The sequence below is a fragment of the Rhizobium sp. WSM409 genome (assembly GCF_057653825.1).
Window position 1 is genome coordinate 584646 of record NZ_JBYGKP010000003.1, and the last position, 16733, is coordinate 601378.

General features: G+C 60.8%; 17 protein-coding genes. 1 reads left to right on the plus strand and 16 read right to left on the minus strand.

Going from position 1 to position 16733, the window contains the following annotated elements; genetic code table 11:
* Positions 1-25 precede the first annotated feature (25 nt).
* The 16 genes from minE to AC25BC_RS30485 form a co-directional block, all read right to left on the minus strand.
* The gene (gene minE, locus AC25BC_RS30410) at positions 26-286 is read right to left on the minus strand and encodes a cell division topological specificity factor MinE (RefSeq protein WP_003548116.1); all 261 of its coding nucleotides are present in this window, start codon (positions 284-286) and stop codon (positions 26-28) included.
* Positions 283-1098 (minus strand): septum site-determining protein MinD, encoded by an 816-nt coding sequence (gene minD / locus AC25BC_RS30415; protein ID WP_128439164.1) that lies wholly within the window; start codon positions 1096-1098, stop codon positions 283-285. Before minD ends, minE begins: the two co-directional genes overlap by 4 nt.
* 83 nt (positions 1099-1181) lie before the next feature.
* Positions 1182-1901, minus strand: a complete 720-nt coding sequence (gene minC / locus AC25BC_RS30420; RefSeq protein ID WP_012763172.1) for a septum site-determining protein MinC — start codon at positions 1899-1901, stop codon at positions 1182-1184.
* A 209-nt stretch (positions 1902-2110) separates the two neighbouring features.
* A complete protein-coding gene (locus tag AC25BC_RS30425) occupies positions 2111-2713 on the minus strand; it encodes a methyl-accepting chemotaxis protein (protein WP_128439150.1) in 603 nt (200 codons plus the stop codon).
* Between the two features lie 112 nt (positions 2714-2825).
* Positions 2826-4163 (minus strand): NAD(P)-binding domain-containing protein, encoded by a 1338-nt coding sequence (locus AC25BC_RS30430; RefSeq protein WP_128439149.1) that lies wholly within the window; start codon positions 4161-4163, stop codon positions 2826-2828.
* A 40-nt stretch (positions 4164-4203) separates the two neighbouring features.
* Complete coding sequence (locus AC25BC_RS30435; protein WP_012763169.1) at positions 4204-5244, minus strand: heme-dependent oxidative N-demethylase family protein; 1041 nt, start codon at positions 5242-5244, stop codon at positions 4204-4206.
* A 31-nt stretch (positions 5245-5275) separates the two neighbouring features.
* Positions 5276-6241: a PDR/VanB family oxidoreductase gene (locus AC25BC_RS30440; protein WP_128439148.1), complete on the minus strand. Its 966-nt coding sequence runs from the start codon at positions 6239-6241 to the stop codon at positions 5276-5278.
* Complete coding sequence (locus AC25BC_RS30445) at positions 6238-6843, minus strand: dimethylamine monooxygenase subunit DmmA family protein (protein WP_128439147.1); 606 nt, start codon at positions 6841-6843, stop codon at positions 6238-6240. The genes AC25BC_RS30440 and AC25BC_RS30445 overlap by 4 nt, the downstream gene beginning before the upstream one ends.
* 11 nt (positions 6844-6854) lie before the next feature.
* Positions 6855-7988 carry an aminomethyl transferase family protein gene (locus AC25BC_RS30450; RefSeq protein WP_012763166.1) on the minus strand — a complete coding sequence of 378 codons (1134 nt, stop codon included), beginning with the start codon at positions 7986-7988 and terminating at the stop codon, positions 6855-6857.
* Between the two features lie 149 nt (positions 7989-8137).
* Positions 8138-9022: a formyltetrahydrofolate deformylase gene (gene purU / locus AC25BC_RS30455; protein ID WP_128439146.1), complete on the minus strand. Its 885-nt coding sequence runs from the start codon at positions 9020-9022 to the stop codon at positions 8138-8140.
* Between the two features lie 192 nt (positions 9023-9214).
* Positions 9215-10522 carry a type III glutamate--ammonia ligase gene (gene glnT, locus AC25BC_RS30460; protein ID WP_012763164.1) on the minus strand — a complete coding sequence of 436 codons (1308 nt, stop codon included), beginning with the start codon at positions 10520-10522 and terminating at the stop codon, positions 9215-9217.
* Between the two features lie 83 nt (positions 10523-10605).
* Positions 10606-11934 (minus strand): FMN-binding glutamate synthase family protein, encoded by a 1329-nt coding sequence (locus tag AC25BC_RS30465; RefSeq protein ID WP_003548137.1) that lies wholly within the window; start codon positions 11932-11934, stop codon positions 10606-10608.
* 14 nt (positions 11935-11948) lie between these two features.
* Positions 11949-12635, minus strand: coding sequence for a GltB/FmdC/FwdC-like GXGXG domain-containing protein (locus AC25BC_RS30470; protein WP_128439145.1), 687 nt, complete (start codon positions 12633-12635; stop codon positions 11949-11951).
* A 38-nt stretch (positions 12636-12673) separates the two neighbouring features.
* On the minus strand, positions 12674-13582 hold the full coding sequence (locus AC25BC_RS30475; protein ID WP_012763162.1) for a class II glutamine amidotransferase: 909 nt from the start codon (positions 13580-13582) through the stop codon (positions 12674-12676).
* A gap of 88 nt (positions 13583-13670) precedes the next feature.
* Positions 13671-14354, minus strand: coding sequence for a helix-turn-helix domain-containing protein (locus AC25BC_RS30480; protein ID WP_012763161.1), 684 nt, complete (start codon positions 14352-14354; stop codon positions 13671-13673).
* Between the two features lie 80 nt (positions 14355-14434).
* The gene (locus AC25BC_RS30485) at positions 14435-15394 is read right to left on the minus strand and encodes a GlxA family transcriptional regulator (protein WP_128439144.1); all 960 of its coding nucleotides are present in this window, start codon (positions 15392-15394) and stop codon (positions 14435-14437) included.
* A gap of 86 nt (positions 15395-15480) precedes the next feature.
* On the opposite strand from AC25BC_RS30485, the gene AC25BC_RS30490 reads away from it, so the two are divergent.
* Complete coding sequence (locus tag AC25BC_RS30490) at positions 15481-16731, plus strand: sarcosine oxidase subunit beta family protein (protein ID WP_128439143.1); 1251 nt, start codon at positions 15481-15483, stop codon at positions 16729-16731.
* The last annotated feature ends 2 nt before the right edge of the window (positions 16732-16733 follow it).

The window sequence follows — 16733 nt, forward strand, 5'->3', positions numbered from 1 at the left end:
TTGTCGCAACAGGCAGCGCTCTCTTTCAAGCAGCCTGAACGGCTGCGTTCAGTGGGATTTCGACGTCGATCTCAAGGGTCGAGACGTATTCGTTGCGATCGATCGTCACCTGCACCTTATCGTGGTCGAGCTGCACATGCTTTGCGATCACCGCCAGGATTTCCTCGCGCAGCAGGGTGACCAGGTCCGACCCCGCCGAGGAACGTTCATGAGCGAGAAGGACCTGCAGCCGTTCGCGGGCGGCCGGTGCGGTTCTCTGCTTGTTGAATAGACGGAAAATATTCATGCTGCCCTCCGTCCGAAGATCTTGCCGAAAATGTTCCTCTTTTCCTCTGGGACGGCGATCGGCACAACTTCGCCGGCGAGCCGGCGAGCGGCATCGAAATAGGCCATCGCAGCCGCGCTGCGGCTGTCTGCCAGCGTGACCGGCGCCCCGATATTGGATGCCCGCAGAACATCCATGCTTTCGGGTATGATGCCGAGCAGCGGGATGGACAGGATCTCCAGGACGTCGTCGACCTTGAGCATGTCGCCGCGTTCGGCGCGGTTGGCGTCATAGCGGGTGAGCAGCAGGTGCTTTTCCATCCGCTCGCCGCGTTCGGCCTTGGCGGTCTTGGCATCGAGCAGGCCGATGATGCGATCCGAATCGCGCACCGACGAGACCTCGGGATTGGTGACGACCACGGCAACATCGGCGTGGCGCATGGCGAGCGTCGCGCCGCGCTCGATCCCGGCGGGGCTGTCGCAGATGATCCAGTCGAAATAACGCTTCAGGTCGTTGATGACGCGCTCGACGCCCTCGGCCGTCAGATTGTCCTTGTCCCGCGTCTGCGAGGCCGGCAGCAGGAACAGCGTTTCCAGCCGCTTGTCGCGGATCAGCGCCTGGGTAAGCTTGGCGTCGCCCTGGATGACATTGATCAGGTCGTAGACGACCCTGCGCTCGGCGCCCATCACGAGGTCGAGATTGCGTAAGCCCACGTCGAAATCGACGACGACGACTTTTTCATTGCGTTTCGCCAGCGCCGCTCCCAATGCGGCGGTCGAGGTCGTCTTGCCAACCCCGCCCTTGCCTGACGTGACGACGATCACTTTCCCCATCATTGTCTCTCCTTTGCCGTGGCCCCAGTAATTCAAAGTGTTAAAGCGTCCTTTGCGGCTCTCGAAGAGACGCGGCGCTGTCGTCAGATCAGTTTCTCTGCCATGATCGCGTCGTCTTCGAGCCAGAGCTGAACAGCCTGTCCGCGAAGATTGGCGGCCATGTCTTCCGCCATTTTGTAGATGCCGTCGATTGCAACCAGCTCGGCCTCGAGCTTGCGGCAAAAGATCCGCGCCGATGCGTTTCCGATGGATCCCGCCATGGCTCGGCCACGCAAGGCGCCATAGATATGGACGGACCCGCCGGCGATGACCTCGGCACCCGAGGCGACCGATCCGATGACGGTGACGTCGCCTTCCGGAAAGATCACCGATTGCCCCGAGCGCACCGGTTCCCGGATGACGATCGATTGCATGGCCGGGCGGGCCTCCGCCGCTGCCGGTTTGCCGGGTAGATCGGCAGGCTCCTTTGCCTGAACTTCGATGTCGGAGACCGACCTACCGCCTTTGAGTGCCGGCGGCATGCCGGATCCGAGGATCGAAGGCCGCGCGCCCTCGATGCCCATGATGCTGACATTGCGCTTGGCAAGTTCGGCAATCAGGTCCTTGAGCTGTGGCCGGTCGATTTGCAGGTCCGTCAGATCGAGCACGACAGGCCGTCCGAGGAAGAAGCCGGCCGAACGCGCGGCCAAATCGTCCAGCCGGATCAACCAATCATCGATGGGAAGATCCGGAGACAGCATGACCGCGAGGAAAGAGCGGCCCTTGATGCGGATAGAGCGAGCGTCTGTTAGCACTTTGGTCATCTATGTGAAGAAATCGTTGACCATGTCTACCGCTGCTATGGTTAACAAAAAGTTAACGCGGCCTTAATTTCACCGACAATCACCTGAGATTCTTTAAGCGCAGAATTACCGCAAGCCATTGGAAAAGCGTTGCAATCTGCGGAAGCGCTGCCCGGTTAATATTGCGGCTTTCGACTTGAGTCGCAAATCTGCCGCTGCTTGGGTAAAGCTCAGCCCTCGGCCTTGCGTTGTGCGTTGGAAATGGCGCGTGCGGCCTCTTCCGAGGAGTTGGCGAGCGTGCGCATTTCTGCGGCCAGCACGGCAAAGCCCGATCCGGCCGTGCCGGCGCGGGCGGCCTCGATGCCGGCATTGACGGCGAGCAGCTTCAGGTAACGCAGCGATTGCAGGATCTCATTGGTCTTCGAGGCGGTGACGCGCATGCCGGAGGTCTGTTCATCGATTCGCTGATAGAGCGATTCGATGTTGATGATGCTGCCTTCGAGATAGAGAAGCTCACCCTTCTCGTCCCAGATACCGCCGCCTGTCTCGGTGACCCAGATGAGATGCCCCATGGCGTGGCGGATGCGATATTCCATCGTCCAGTCCGTGCGCTTCTCCAGCGCCCGTCCGACGATCTCATCCATCAAAGGCACGTCTTCCTCGTACATGATCGAGGTGAAGGTTCGCGTGCGGTTGCCGATGATTTCATCGACGGGATAACCGAAGATGCGCTCGATGCCGTTGGTCATCTCAAGCATCGTGTAGTTTTCATCGGCACGGCAGCGGTAAAGAAAACCGCTCATGCGCCCGAGAATGCTCGTTTGAAAATCCATGAAGGCCACATCCGAAGAGAAGAGTTGCAATCGTCTCGCTCAAAGGCGCGGCTCACAATATGCCGGAGGAGAGTGCACGAACACCCTCCTCCGGCAATGCAGGCCCGCCTCATCAGTTGCGCAGATATTCCTCCATGGAATCGTCGAGCGCCTCGACCCAGGGGGTGTGGTGCGTCGGCGACATGTTGCCGGTCATCAGCGATCGGTAGGCATGATCGCGAAAGCCCATGATGTTGTGAGCCTTGTGATGTTCCCACTCCATGAAGGTCTGGTTGGTGCCCTCGATGTCGAAGGAGGGATAATCGGTTTCGGCAAGCAGTTCCTTCACATAGTCGCCCTGATACCAGATCATCTGCTCGGCATCCTCGAGTGTTTCCTCGCGGGCGCGCCACATGTCGAAATTGGCTTTCAGCTCCTCTTCCGGCGGCAGCGTGATGCGGCCCATCATCACGTCGCGTGCCCACCAGGCCTGCACGTCGAACATGTTGAAGGTATAGAACTGGTCCTGCATGCCGATATAGAAAAGCTGCGGGTTCTTGTCGAAGATCACCCCCTTGTAGAGGCTGTCAGCCCAGAGGCGGTTGGCGGTCTTCAGCCGGAGTTCGTCGGGCAGGAATGGGAAGTGGTGCTGGTATCCGGTGCAGAGGATCACCGCATCGACCTCCTTGGTCGAGCCGTCGAGGAAATGTGCGGTGCGGTTTTCGAGCTTGATCAGCAATGGCCGCTCCTCGAAATTCTCCGGCCATTTGAAGCCCATCGGCTTCGAGCGATAGCTCGTCGTCACCGATTTCGCGCCGTATTTCCAGCATTGCGAGCCGATGTCCTCGGCCGAATAGCTGCGTCCGACGAGCAGGATGTCCTTGCCCTTGAACTCCAGCGCGTCACGGAAGTCGTGGGCATGCAGCACGCGGCCGTTGAAGGTCTTCACGCCTTCGAAATAGGGCACGTTCGGCGTCGAGAAATGACCTGATGCCACGACGACATAGTCGAATTCCTCGTCATACATCCGGTCCTCGACGCGGTTATGCGCCGTCACCGTGAACTTCTTCGTCTGATCGTCGAAGCGGACCATGCGTACCGGCGTGCTGAAGCGCACCCAGTGGCGGACGTTCGCCTTCTCGACGCGGCCCTTGATGTAGTCCCAGAGCACGGCGCGCGGCGGATAGGAGGCGATCGGCTTGCCGAAGTGCTCCTCGAAGGAATAGTCAGCGAATTCAAGGCATTCCTTCGGTCCGTTCGACCAAAGGTAACGATACATGCTGCCGTGGACCGGCTCGCCATATTCGTCGAGGCCGGTGCGCCAGGTATAGTTCCAGAGCCCGCCCCAGTCCGACTGTTTTTCGAAGCAGACGATCTCCGGGATCTCGGCGCACTTTTGGGCGGCCGATTGAAAGGCGCGCAGCTGCGCCAGTCCGGAAGGACCGGCACCGATGACGGCTACTCTTGTCATGAAGCATTCCCCTCTTGATTATATCGCATTGTCCTGCGTGTCAGTCCGGATAGATGCCGGGGCTGGTCGGCGCCCCATCGTCATACTTGGAAAACCAGTCGATCGTCGTCTCGCGGAAGCGGGTGAGGCCTTTGTAGTCGATGAGCTCCGGCGGCAGTGTCTTCAGCACGCGCGGAAAGCGTCGCGCCCATTTCGGCACGGTCACGAGCTCTTCCATGTTCATCAGGTAGCAGCGGATGACGAAAAGGATGGCGTTCGAGCGTGGCAGGCGCCAAAGGCTCTGCAGCTCGACGCGCAGATGCACCTTCTCGCCGACATTATCAGGTGTCACCGTGGTGCGGTCAGGACCCCATTTGTGATAATTCTCCGGGCTGGTGTCGAGCCGCGGATTGATCGTCATCGTCCAGTTGAAGCGCCGTGTCGGCTTGCCCTGCTGCAGGTTCAACAGGAATTTCAGCGCTCGGTCGAAGACGCCGATCTGGTGGGCGAGCGGCACCGGCCCATGCCATTCCATGAAGTTCATGCCGATGTCGAAATCGAGCGACCAGTCGGCCTGCGTCGTCACCATGCCGGCGTCCATCCAGAGATTGCTGTCGCGCTGGTCGACGATGCAGAAATCGCCCTGGGCCTGGCGGGTGATATATTCGAAGGGCTCATAGGGCAGCGTCGAGGCATCGCCAAAGGTGAAGCTGTCGTCGATGCCGAGCGGGCGGTTGATCCAACGCCACTGGTCACCGTTGCGGATCAGCGTGAAATGGTCGGGGTACCCTGCCGCCTGCTCTTCCATCAAAAGTTCGAGCGTATCCCATTGCGCGCTCATCATGTGCGGCAGCGCCTGATAGCGTAGCGGATCTTCCTTCAGCACCAGCGCCCGGTCGTGCATCTCGGCGACATAATGCTCGTCGACGTCGATCAAGCTTTCGTAGACGGTTCCCGCCCGGCCGTGGACATGCGGCTCCATATTGACCGAATACATGTATTCGTCGCGGTCAAAGGGAAACGGGAAACGCCGGATATTCTCGGGGCTATTCCGATAGCTGAAATCGTTCCGGAAGGTTTCCTGCTTGAAGACGATTGCCATGTCCGGTCTCCTTGTTCCGCTTCCGATGCCGCTAGAGATCAAGATGCAGCGTGTTTCCCTCGAAGCGGGAAACGCAGATCATCACCTTGCGGCCGGATGCTTTTTCTTCGCTCGTCAAATAGACGTCATGGTGCAGCAGCTTGCCGTCGCAGGTGACGACGCCGGTCTCGCATTGACCGCAGGCGCCGCCGCGACAGAGGAAGGGCGCATCGACGCCCGCTGCCTCGATTGCCTCCAGCATGCTTTCGTGATGGCCGACCTTCACGGTCTTGCCGGACCGCAGGAGCTCGATCGCGAAGGGCTTGCCTGGTAGAGACGACAGGAACCGTTCCGAATGCAGGTTCTGTTCCGGCCAGCCGGCGTCCAGTCCCGACTTCAGCACGCCGTCGATCATGCCGGATGGGCCGCAGACATAAAGATGCGTGCCGAGCGGCTGGGTGCCGAGCAGGCGCGTCAGGGGGATGGCGCCGCCTTCGGCATCGCAATAGATCTTGATGCGATGTCCGCCATAGCGCTCGACAAGTTGCTGCCAATAGGCACCGCGGTCGCGCGTGCGGATGGCATAATGCAGCTCGAAATTGGCGCCCTCGCGGGAAAACTGCTCCATCATTGCGATGAAGGGGGTAATGCCGATGCCGCCGGCGATCAGAAGATGCTTGCGCCCGCGCCAGTCCGGCTGGAAGAGGTTGACAGGATAACTGACCTTGAGCTCGTCGCCTTCGCTGACCTTCTCATGCATGAAGGTGGAGCCGCCGCGCGAATTCTCGACGTGCAGCACACTGATCTCGTAGGCTGCGCAATCATGCGGCGGCGACATCAGCGAATAGGCGTTGCGGCGCATATGGCCGCCATCGTTCATCAAGACGATGACGTGGGCGCCGCCGGAGAAATAAGGCATCGGCTTGCCGTCAAGGCGCTCGAAACGGAAGCGCTTGACGCGCTCGGCAATCGGCGTGATCCGCACCACACGGACAGGAATTTCAGTACCACCGCTCAAAGGAACAACTCCTCGGGGTCAGGCGCGCTGCCCGGTTCTTCCGCATCGATATTGACGCCCTGGAAGGCGGCGAGCCGGCGCGAATAATGATCGCGCACCAGAAGCGGCAGCCCGCAATGGCTGCAGGCAAACGGGCTGGTGGTGACGTCGTCGGTGATGCCCTTGCAATGGACGCATTGCACGCGCCGTGCCAGCGAGCCGCGATGCTCGGTGATGACGGAGGCATGGTCCATGCCGTAATCGAGCGCCACGAGCATTGCCTGGCCGATGAAGCCTTCCGTGCCCGATAGGTAAAGCCGCGTGCCCATGTGAGCGGTGGCAAGCGACCCCTTCAATCGGAAGAGCAACGTTGCGATCGTCGGGGCCGTGAAGAACATGTCGGCGCCGAGGCGGCGCAGCGTCTCGTCCAGGCCGGATCCTTGCGAGCCGCGGGCGACATAGAGGATCTCGCTGCGGGCAAGAGCCGTTTCGTCAAGCGCCGGCTGCTGATCGAGCAGAGCCCTGGCGCCCTCCCCTTCGAGCGCGAAAATGTGCCGCCGGGCATTGGGCTGGATGGTCAAGCCCGTGTAGACGGGTCGGCTCTTGATGCCTGCAACGAGCATTCGCCTGCTCCTTAACCTACGGCAATCCTCTTTTTCTTCTCCGGATCGTCGAAGGGAAGTGTATGGGCGGTGGCGCTTGCCTTTACTGTCTTGCCGCGGACTTCGAGTTTCGTCCCATGCACCGCCTTGTCAACGTCCAAGCGGGCAATCGCCATGGATTTCTTCGTCAGGGAGGAATAGCTCGGGCAGGTAATGACACCGACCTTTTTGCCGTCGGCAAAGACTTCGTCACCGAGATCGGCCGGTCCGTCGGCATCGATCAGCATGCCGAAGATCTTGAAGCGTTCCTTGCCCTTGAGGCGGGCATGCTCCTCGGCGCCACGGAAGCCCGTCTTGCCGGGGCTGACGGTGAAGTCGAGGCCGAGTTCCCAGAGGCTATCGCCGGGCGGCTGATCGGCGAAGGGATACATTTGCGAATTGTCGTAAGGGTAGAAGAGCAGGTAGCTTTCGACCCGCAGCATGTCGAGAACGGAGAAGCAGCAGGGGATGATGCCCATCTCCTTGCCTTCCTCGACGATCCGGTCCCAGACCATGACGGCGTCCTGGCCGCGCACGAAGATCTCGTAGCCCCGCTCGCCGGTATAACCGGTGCGCGAGATCATCACCGGCGCGCCGAACAGCGTCGTCTGCATGTGGTGGAAGTATTTGAGATCGCGAATGCCGGGCACATATTTGGCCAGATAGTCGACCGCGAGCGGTCCCTGCAGCGACAGGTCGTGCAGGTCGTCATCGAAGAGCACGGCGCAATTGCGGCCCGCGGCCTGCTTGACGAGTTCCTCGTGGCCGGAGCCGGAGCCATGCACCAGCATCCAGGAATTCGGGCCGGTGCGATAGACGATGCAGTCGTCGGTGAAGTGGCCGCGCTCGTTCAGCATCGTCGCATAGACCGACCGGCCGGGGTAGATCTTCGTCAGGTCGCGGCTGGTGATGGAGTCGAGCACGGCGATGGCGTGCGGGCCGACCAGGTGCACCTTCTTCAGGCCCGAGACATCCATGATGCCGGCCTTGGTACGGACGGCGACATGCTCTTCCGACATGTCTTTGTCATAAGTCCAGGCGGTGCCCATACCGCTCCAGTCCTCGAGCTTCGATCCCAGTGCGCGATGCCGATCCGCCAAGACGGAGAAACGCCATGATAAAGCCATTGTCCGTTCCCTCTTATTTCCTCTACGGAATATTTATTTCCTGACTATATAAGTCTTTCGCGTCGTGGCAAGCCCGCCCGGCATGCATTTCCCAAACTTTGATGGCATAGGCGCTGTGGCGCGATGGGTGCGATGACGCCAATCATCTCTCAGCCCATCCGCTCCGACGCGTAACTTCCGGGGCTGGCCGGGAAGACCACGGTGCGGTTGCCGTTGATGAAGGTGCGGTGATGGATATGGGCGTGGATGGCGCGCGCCAGCACCTGGCTTTCGACGTCGCGGCCGATCGAGACATAGTCGTCGGGCGACTGCGCATGGGTGATGCGCGCCGTGTCCTGCTCGATGATCGGGCCTTCGTCGAGATCGGCGGTGACGTAATGCGCCGTCGCCCCGATCAGCTTCACGCCGCGTTGATAGGCCTGTTTGTAAGGGTTGGCGCCCTTGAAGCTCGGCAGGAAGGAATGGTGGATGTTGATGATCTTCCCGGACATCTTCTGGCACATCGCATCCGAAAGCACCTGCATGTAGCGCGCCAGCACGATCAGCTCGGTTCCGGTCTGTTCGACGATATCCATGATCTGGCCTTCAGCCTGCAGTTTGTTCTCCTTCGTCACCTTGATGTGGTGGAAGGGAATGTCGTGGTTGACCACGACTTTCTGGTAATCGAAATGGTTGGAGACGACGCCGACGATATCGATCGGCAGGGCGCCGATCTTCCAGCGGTAGAGCAGGTCGTTCAGACAATGGCCGAAGCGCGACACCATCAAGAGCACCTTCATGCGCTTCTCGCTGTCGTGAAAATCGTAATCCATTTCGAAAGGAGCGGCGACGGTCGCAAAACCGGCGTCGATATCGGCGCCCGAAAGCCCCTCCTCCGAAATGAAGCTGACGCGCATGAAGAACGTGCCGGTGTCGAGATCGTCGAACTGCGAACTGTCGATGATGTTGCAGCCCTTGTCGGCCAGATAGCTCGAAATCGCCGCGACGATGCCGCGCGTCGACTTGCAGGATACGGTGAGTACGAAACTCTTCATGCTGTTTCTTCCTTCGCTATCCCGAGCGCAGATGGCCTACTGCATAATTCCTTAAATCGGGATCGACTTGATAATTACGCAGCAATTCAAAGTGTTAGCGTCGTTTTGGCGTCTGAAATACACGCGGCACTGCAACCACGCCGGAGCTTGTCTGCTCCGGCGCATCAGCGTGTCTTCAGAACGCCCGTCCGTTCAGATGTCGAGCGTGCTGTCGCGTTCCCACTGGGTGAAATGCGAGCAGAAAGCATTCCATTCCTGATGCTTGAGCTTGAGATAGGCGGCGGAAAACTCGGCCCCGATCGCCTGCTTCAAGCCCTCGTCTGCATCATAGGCGCGCAGCGCGTCGAGCAGGTTGAGCGGTAGGCGCGGCGCGTCCTTCACCAGATACCCTTCGGCATACATGTCGATATCGTAATGCCGGCCGGGGTCTGCCTGGCTGCGGATGCCGTCGAGGCCGGCCGCGATGATGATCGCCTGCAGCAGGTACGGATTGACCGCACCATCAGGCAGGCGCAGCTCGAAACGTCCAGGTCCCGGCACGCGCACCATGTGGGTGCGGTTGTTGCCCGTCCAGGTCACGGTGTTCGGCGCCCAGGTCGCGCCCGATGTCGTGCGCGGCGCGTTGATGCGCTTATAGGAATTGACCGTCGGATTGGTGATCGCGGCAAGCGCGGAGGCGTGCTTCATGATGCCGCCGAGGAAGGTTTTACCCTGAGCGGAGAGCCCAAAGGCCATTTCCTTGTCGGCAAAGGCGTTGACCTTGCCATCGATGTCCCAGACCGAAATATGGGCATGGCAGCCGTTTCCGGTCAGGCCTTTGAAGGGCTTCGGCATGAAGGTGGCGCGAAGGCCGTGTTTTTCGGCGACCGACTTGACCATGAACTTGAAGAAGGAGTGCTTGTCTGCCGTCTGAAGCGCGTCGTCATATTCCCAGTTCATCTCGAACTGGCCGTTCGCGTCCTCGTGGTCGTTCTGATAGGGCTTCCAGCCGAGCTCGAGCATGTAGTCGCAGATCTCGGCGATGACATCATAGCGACGCATCACGGCCTGCTGATCGTAGCAAGGCTTCTCGGCGGTATCGAACTGGTCCGAAATCACCGAGCCGTCCGCAGAAATCAGAAAGAACTCGGGCTCCACGCCGGTTTTCACCCGGAGCCCTTCTTTCGCAGCTTCAGCGACCAGTCTTTTCAGCACCACGCGCGGTGCCTGTTCGACAGGCTGATCGTTCATGACGCAGTCGGCTGCAACCCATGCGACGTCTTTCTTCCAGGGCAACTGGATGACCGAGGACGCATCGGGAAGCGCGAACAGGTCGGGATGGGCTGGCGTCAAATCGAGCCAGGTTGCGAAGCCCGCAAAGCCGGCGCCATCCTTCTGCATATCGGCGATGGCTTCTGCCGGGACCAGCTTGGCGCGTTGGCCACCGAACAGGTCGGTATAGCTGATCATGAAATATTTGATGCCTTTGTCTTTGGCAAAAGCGGCAAGGTCCAGTGTCATTCTCGTTCCCCTTTGGATTTCTTGGAGACACTTTGCTTATGGATGCGAGACGGCCGGGACGTTTGCCCGGCCGGTAGTAGAAATCAGTAGCCTCCCTTGCCGGGATACCAGTTTGTGCCGGCGAGCGGGATCTGGGCCATGGCGGCCGCCTCCATCGTCAGCGCGCAAAGATCTTCCGGTTCCAGGTTGTGCAGGTGGTTCTTGCCGCAGGCGCGCGCGATGGTCTGGGCTTCCAGCGTCATAACCTTCAGATAGTTCGCGAGACGGCGGCCGGCGGCGATTGGATCAAGGCGCTTCATCAGTTCCGGGTCCTGCGTCGTGATGCCGGCCGGGTCTTTGCCTTCGTGCCAGTCGTCATAGGCGCCGGCCGTCGTGCCGAGCTTCTGGTATTCTTCTTCCCAATGCGGATCGTTGTCGCCGATCGCAACGAGTGCCGCCGTGCCGATGGCAACGGCATCGGCACCCAGCGCCAGTGCCTTGGCCACGTCGGCGCCCGATCGGATGCCGCCCGAGATGATCAGTTGCACCTTGCGATGCATGCCGAGATCCTGCAGCGCCTGGACGGCGGGGCGGATGCAGGCGAGCGTCGGCATGCCGACATTTTCGATGAAGACATCCTGCGTCGCGGCGGTTCCGCCCTGCATGCCATCGAGCACCACCACGTCGGCCCCAGCCTTCACCGCAAGTGCGGTATCGTAATAGGGACGCGCGCCACCGACCTTCACATAGATCGGCTTTTCCCAGTCGGTGATCTCACGCAGTTCCAGGATCTTGATTTCGAGGTCGTCCGGGCCGGTCCAATCCGGGTGGCGGCAGGCCGAGCGCTGGTCGATGCCCTTCGGCAGATTGCGCATGTTGGCGACACGATCGGAGATCTTCTGGCCGAGCAGCATGCCACCGCCGCCGGGCTTTGCGCCTTGACCGACAACCACTTCGATCGCATCGGCGCGACGCAGGTCCTTGGGATTCATGCCGTATCGCGACGGCAGATACTGGTAGACCAGCGTCTGCGAATGGCCGCGCTCTTCATCGGTCATCCCGCCGTCGCCTGTCGTGGTGGAGGTTCCGGCAATCGTCGCGCCGCGTCCGAGCGCTTCCTTGGCATTGCCGGAGAGCGCACCGAAGCTCATGCCGGCAATGGTGATCGGCGTCTTCAGGTGAATGGGCTTTTTGGCGAAGCGCGCGCCGAGGACGACCGACGTGTCGCACTTCTCGCGGTAACCTTCGAGCGGATAGCGCGAGATCGATGCGCCGAGAAAAAGCAGGTCATCGAAATGCGGAACCTTGCGTTTGGTGCCGGCGCCACGGATGTCGTAAATGCCGGTCGCCGCCGCACGGCGGATTTCCGCCAGCGTGTAATCGTCGAAGGTCGCGGACTTGCGCGGCGGGGTATAGGGGTTGTGATAGCTCATGATGGTCCCTCGCCTTAATACGCGTCGGCGTTGTCGATATTGAAATTATAGAGGTTGCGGGCCGAGCCGTAACGCTTGAATTCCTCGGGCCTCACTTCGGTCACACCCGCCTTTTCGAGAAGTTCGGCCAGCTTCGTCAGATGCTCGGGACGCAGCTCCTTTTCGATGCAATCGGCACCCAGGCTCTTGACCGAACCGCGCACGAAGAGCTTCGCCTCGTAGAGCGAATCCCCAAGCGCATCGCCAGCATTGCCCAGCACCACGAGGTGGCCGGACTGGCCCATGAAGGCCGACATATGGCCGATATTGCCATGAACGACGATGTCGATGCCCTTCATCGAGATGCCGCAGCGCGATGCCGCATTGCCCTTGATGACAAGGAGGCCGCCGCGGCCGGTTGCGCCGGCATACTGGCTGGCATCACCCTCGATGACGACGGTTCCAGACATCATGTTTTCTGCAACACCCGGACCTGCCGAACCGTGAACCGTGACGGTCCCGCCGTCGTTCATCCCGGCGCAGTAATAGCCGACCGACCCCTTCACATCGACCGTGACGGGCGCATCGATGCCGACGGCAACCGAATGGCTGCCGCGCGGATTGACGACTTCGAAGGAAAGATCGTTCGAACCGTTCTGGATGTTGTGCAGGGCGCTGTTGAGTTCACGCAACGGCGTAGTGGCAAGATCAATGATAGGCATGTTTCGATAACCCTTGGAGAATATGCATGAGGCGCCGGTCAAGCGACCTTCTGGTGATCCCAGAAATAGACGGTTGCAGGCTCCGGCTCCCAGACCCGGGCATTCTCGATGCCGGGCAGATTGACGAGCGCCCGGTATTCGGAACCGAATGCGACATACTGCTCCGTTTCGGCCATGACGGCGGGCTTGCAGGCGATCGCATCGCGCACCACGCCGAAGCCGGACTTGGTGCCGACGACGAAGGTGAAGAAGCCGTCGAGGTCATCCACCGCGCCTTCCAGCGCCTGGCCGAGATTCTTGCCCTTGGCCATCTCTGCCGTCAGATAGGCGGCGGCGACCTCGGTGTCGTTTTCGGTTTCGAAGGTCATGCCTTCGCGCTTCAGTTCGCGGCGCAGATTGTTGTGGTTGGACAGGGAGCCATTATGCACAAGGCATTGGTCGGAGCCGGTGGAAAAAGGATGGGCGCCGAGCGTCGTGACGGCTGATTCCGTCGCCATGCGGGTATGGCCGATGCCGTGGGTGCCGGCCATTGAATTGACCGCGAAGCGGGAGACCACATCCTTCGGCAGGCCGGTTTCCTTGTAGATCTCGATGGCGTCGCCGCTGCTCATGATGCGGATGTTGGGACGCAATTCAGAAACGGCTGCCTTGCCCGCATCGAGCAGATCCTTCGCAAGCGTGATGACGGCATGGGTGCTCTTAACCTGGATGGCGACCGGTGCGCCGACCGCCTGGCCGAGCTCGGCCTCGAGGTCGGCGAAATCCTTCTTCGGATTGGCCGACTGGATGGTGATCTTGGCATTGCTGCCGCTGGCGTCGCCATAGATCGCGATACCGGCGCTGTCCGGCCCCCGATCCGTCATCGTTATCAGCATCGAGGACAGCAGTGCCCCGAGCTCCGGTTCGAGACTTTTATCCTTGAGGAAGAGCCCCACAATTCCGCACATGACCAGACCTCCGTTCGTGTTGAGAAAGGACTAGCAGGTCTGTTTTCGGTTTTCAACTCGGAAGAAAGATTTTTTCTTTTAAGGCAAGTCAGCCTTTCGAGCTGCGCTGAGGATAGGTGATGATCGAGAGGTATTTGCTCGGGAGTTTGACCAACTGCTCCGGCCCATGTGGTGCATCGGCATCGAAGAACAGGCTGTCGCCCGGCTCCATCTGGAAAAGCTGGTCGCCATGGCGGTAAACGACTTCGCCTTCGAGCATGTAGAGAAATTCCATGCCCTCGTGCTGGAAGGTCGGGAAGGTGTCGGAATCGGCCGTCAATGTGATGAGGTAAGGCTCGACGATGACGCCGCTGGTATTGTTGTCGATATGGCCGAGCAGATTATATTGATGGCCGGCGCGCGTGCCGCGCCGTTCGAGTTCGATGCCCTGCCCCGCTTTGACGAAGACGGCATTGCGCGGTTCCTCGAAACGGCGGAAGAAGGCGGTCAGCGGCACGCCGAGCGCCCGCGACAGCGATTGCAGGGTCGTCAGCGACGGCGAGATGTTGCCGTTCTCGATCTTCGACAGCATGCCGAGTGAAATGCCGGTCGCGGCCGCCAGATCGGTGACTGTGATGCCGAGTTTCTTGCGGTAGGCGCGCACCTCATGGCCGATCGCCATTTCGAGGTTGTTTTCCTTCGGCTCGCGGACGGCGTGCGGATCCTGGGAAAAGGGAGCGCGTCCACTCTGCGCCTGTTCCGGTTGCTCTGCCGCTTCACGCTTGGTTTTCATGGGTTTTCCACCGCCGCCTTCTCTTTTGTCTGAAGGCAACCCTATCGTCATAGTGAAAATTCCTCAACCGTGAAGAAAACCTATTCCCGCCGCGCCGCGCGCGGAGCGATGCCGTAGACGGCACGGAACATCCGGGAAAAATGGCTCAGACTGGAAAAACCGGTGGCCACCGCGATTTCCGAGACGGAAAGCGGGCTCTGCTTCAGCAGGCGATGGGCATGCTGCAGCCTGATCCTGCGGTACTGATCGAGGAAGGTGGTGCCGAGATGGGCCGAAAAGAGCCGGTCGAGATGGCGGGTGGTGACGCCGGCGATGCGCGCCATGGCGGCACGCTCGAGCGGCATCTCGATCGTCTCTTCCATCCGTTCGAGAACGTTGAGCAGGCCGGAATGATGGACGCCGTAACGCTGCGCCAGCGAGGCGCGCTGGGGTGCAGCGGGCTCGTTGACCTCGGTGTGCAGATACCAGTCGCTGACCCGGCGGGCGAAATCCGGCCCCATGCGCTCGGCGATCAGCACATGCATCATGTCGAGCGGTGCGATGCCGCCGCCGCAGGTGATCCGGTTGCCGTCGATCACGAAGCGCGCCTGGCGCGGCGTCAGGTCCGGGAAGGCTTCGAGAAGGGCGGCCGCATGCTCCCAGTGGATGGTGAAGTCGCGGCCGCCAAGCAGTCCGGCGGCGGCCATCAGATAGGGGCCGCCCGAGATGCCGCCGATCCTCACCCCTTCGCGCGACAGCTGCCGCAAGCAGGCAAGTACGCCGGGGTACCGCCAGTCGCGGGGCAAGCCGCCGGCGCAGACGAAGGCCGTTCCGAGCCCCGAGCCCCTGACCGGGAGAGGCTCGGCGGGGACGCTTGTGCCCGAGGAGGAGAGCGCCGGCGCGCCATCGGGCGAGAAGATCTGCAGTCGATAGATCTCGCGTCCGGCCAAAAGATTTGCCGCCCTGAGCGGTTCGGTCGCCGAAGCATAGGACATCAGCGCAAATCCCGGGATAAGGATGAAGCCGATTTTCTGGACATTTCTACTATCAATAGAGGACATGTCTCTTTCTTAGCGATTTGTGTCCTTATCATGCAAGTCAGCCCTTCTCTTTCTGGCATCATGCAGCTGTTCTTTCCGGAGTGACCATGCGCTATTCCGCTCTTTCGATTTTCTTGAACGGCCTTCGCGGCAACAAAGGCTGGGCGCCGGCCTGGCGCGACACGGCGCCGAAGCCGCATTACGACGTCATCATCGTCGGCGGCGGCGGGCATGGTCTTGCCACCGCCTACTACCTTGCCAAGGAATTCGGCGTCACCAATGTCGCTGTCCTCGAAAAGGGCTATCTCGGCTCCGGCAATATCGGCAGGAACACGACGATCATCCGCTCGAACTATCTGCTGCCGGGTAATAATCCGTTCTACGAGCTGTCGATGAAACTTTGGGAGGGGCTGGAGCAGGACTTCAACTTCAACGCCATGGTCTCGCAGCGCGGCGTTCTCAACCTCTTCCATTCCGACGCGCAGCGCGACGCCTATACGCGCCGCGGCAACGCCATGCGGCTGCATGGCGTCGACGCCGAGCTTCTCGACCGGCAGGCGGTACGCAGGAAATTGCCCTTCCTCGATTTCGACAATGCCCGTTTCCCCATTATGGGCGGCCTGTTCCAGCCGCGCGGCGGCACGGTGCGCCACGATGCGGTCGCCTGGGGTTATGCGCGAGGCGCCGATCAGCGCGGCGTCGACATCATCACCCAGTGCGAGGTGACCGGCATCCGCAGCGAAAACGGTCAGATTACCGGCGTCGAGACCAACAAGGGCTTCATCGGCTGCGGCAAGCTGGCGCTTGCTGCCGCCGGCAACTCCACCGTCGTCGCCGATATGGCCGGCCTTCGCCTGCCGATCGAAAGCCACGTGCTGCAGGCCTTCGTCTCCGAAGGGCTGAAACCGTTCATCGACACGGTCGTCACCTTCGGCGCCGGGCATTTCTACGCGTCCCAGTCGGACAAGGGCGGCCTGGTCTTCGGCGGTGACATCGACGGCTACAATTCCTATGCCCAGCGCGGCAATCTCGCTTCGGTCGAGCATGTCGCCGAAGCCGGGCTGGCGCTGATCCCGTCGCTGTCGCGCGTGCGTTATCTGCGCTCCTGGGGCGGCGTCATGGATATGAGCATGGACGGCTCGCCGATCATCGACCGCACCCATATGGACAATCTCTATCTGAATACCGGCTGGTGTTACGGCGGCTTCAAGGCCACGCCCGCCTCCGGCTTCTGCTACGCCCATCTGATCGCCCGCAATACGCCGCATCAGACCGCCCGCGCCTTCCGGCTCGACCGCTTCGCGCGGGGCTATCCGATCGACGAAAAGGGCGTCGGCGCCCAGCCCAATCTGCACTGAGG

Bases quoted from the DNA above. Each gene is read 5' to 3' on its own strand.
- minE (WP_003548116.1), bottom strand. From the start codon at position 286: ATGAATATTTTCCGTCTATTCAACAAGCAGAGAACCGCACCGGCCGCC.
- minD (WP_128439164.1), bottom strand. From the start codon at position 1,098: ATGGGGAAAGTGATCGTCGTCACGTCAGGCAAGGGCGGGGTTGGCAAG.
- minC (WP_012763172.1), bottom strand. From the start codon at position 1,901: ATGACCAAAGTGCTAACAGACGCTCGCTCTATCCGCATCAAGGGCCGC.
- AC25BC_RS30425 (WP_128439150.1), bottom strand. From the start codon at position 2,713: ATGGATTTTCAAACGAGCATTCTCGGGCGCATGAGCGGTTTTCTTTAC.
- AC25BC_RS30430 (WP_128439149.1), bottom strand. From the start codon at position 4,163: ATGACAAGAGTAGCCGTCATCGGTGCCGGTCCTTCCGGACTGGCGCAG.
- AC25BC_RS30435 (WP_012763169.1), bottom strand. From the start codon at position 5,244: ATGGCAATCGTCTTCAAGCAGGAAACCTTCCGGAACGATTTCAGCTAT.
- AC25BC_RS30445 (WP_128439147.1), bottom strand. From the start codon at position 6,843: ATGCTCGTTGCAGGCATCAAGAGCCGACCCGTCTACACGGGCTTGACC.
- AC25BC_RS30450 (WP_012763166.1), bottom strand. From the start codon at position 7,988: ATGGCTTTATCATGGCGTTTCTCCGTCTTGGCGGATCGGCATCGCGCA.
- purU (WP_128439146.1), bottom strand. From the start codon at position 9,022: ATGAAGAGTTTCGTACTCACCGTATCCTGCAAGTCGACGCGCGGCATC.
- glnT (WP_012763164.1), bottom strand. From the start codon at position 10,522: ATGACACTGGACCTTGCCGCTTTTGCCAAAGACAAAGGCATCAAATAT.
- AC25BC_RS30465 (WP_003548137.1), bottom strand. From the start codon at position 11,934: ATGAGCTATCACAACCCCTATACCCCGCCGCGCAAGTCCGCGACCTTC.
- AC25BC_RS30470 (WP_128439145.1), bottom strand. From the start codon at position 12,635: ATGCCTATCATTGATCTTGCCACTACGCCGTTGCGTGAACTCAACAGC.
- AC25BC_RS30475 (WP_012763162.1), bottom strand. From the start codon at position 13,582: ATGTGCGGAATTGTGGGGCTCTTCCTCAAGGATAAAAGTCTCGAACCG.
- AC25BC_RS30480 (WP_012763161.1), bottom strand. From the start codon at position 14,354: ATGAAAACCAAGCGTGAAGCGGCAGAGCAACCGGAACAGGCGCAGAGT.
- AC25BC_RS30485 (WP_128439144.1), bottom strand. From the start codon at position 15,394: ATGTCCTCTATTGATAGTAGAAATGTCCAGAAAATCGGCTTCATCCTT.
- AC25BC_RS30490 (WP_128439143.1), top strand. From the start codon at position 15,481: ATGCGCTATTCCGCTCTTTCGATTTTCTTGAACGGCCTTCGCGGCAAC.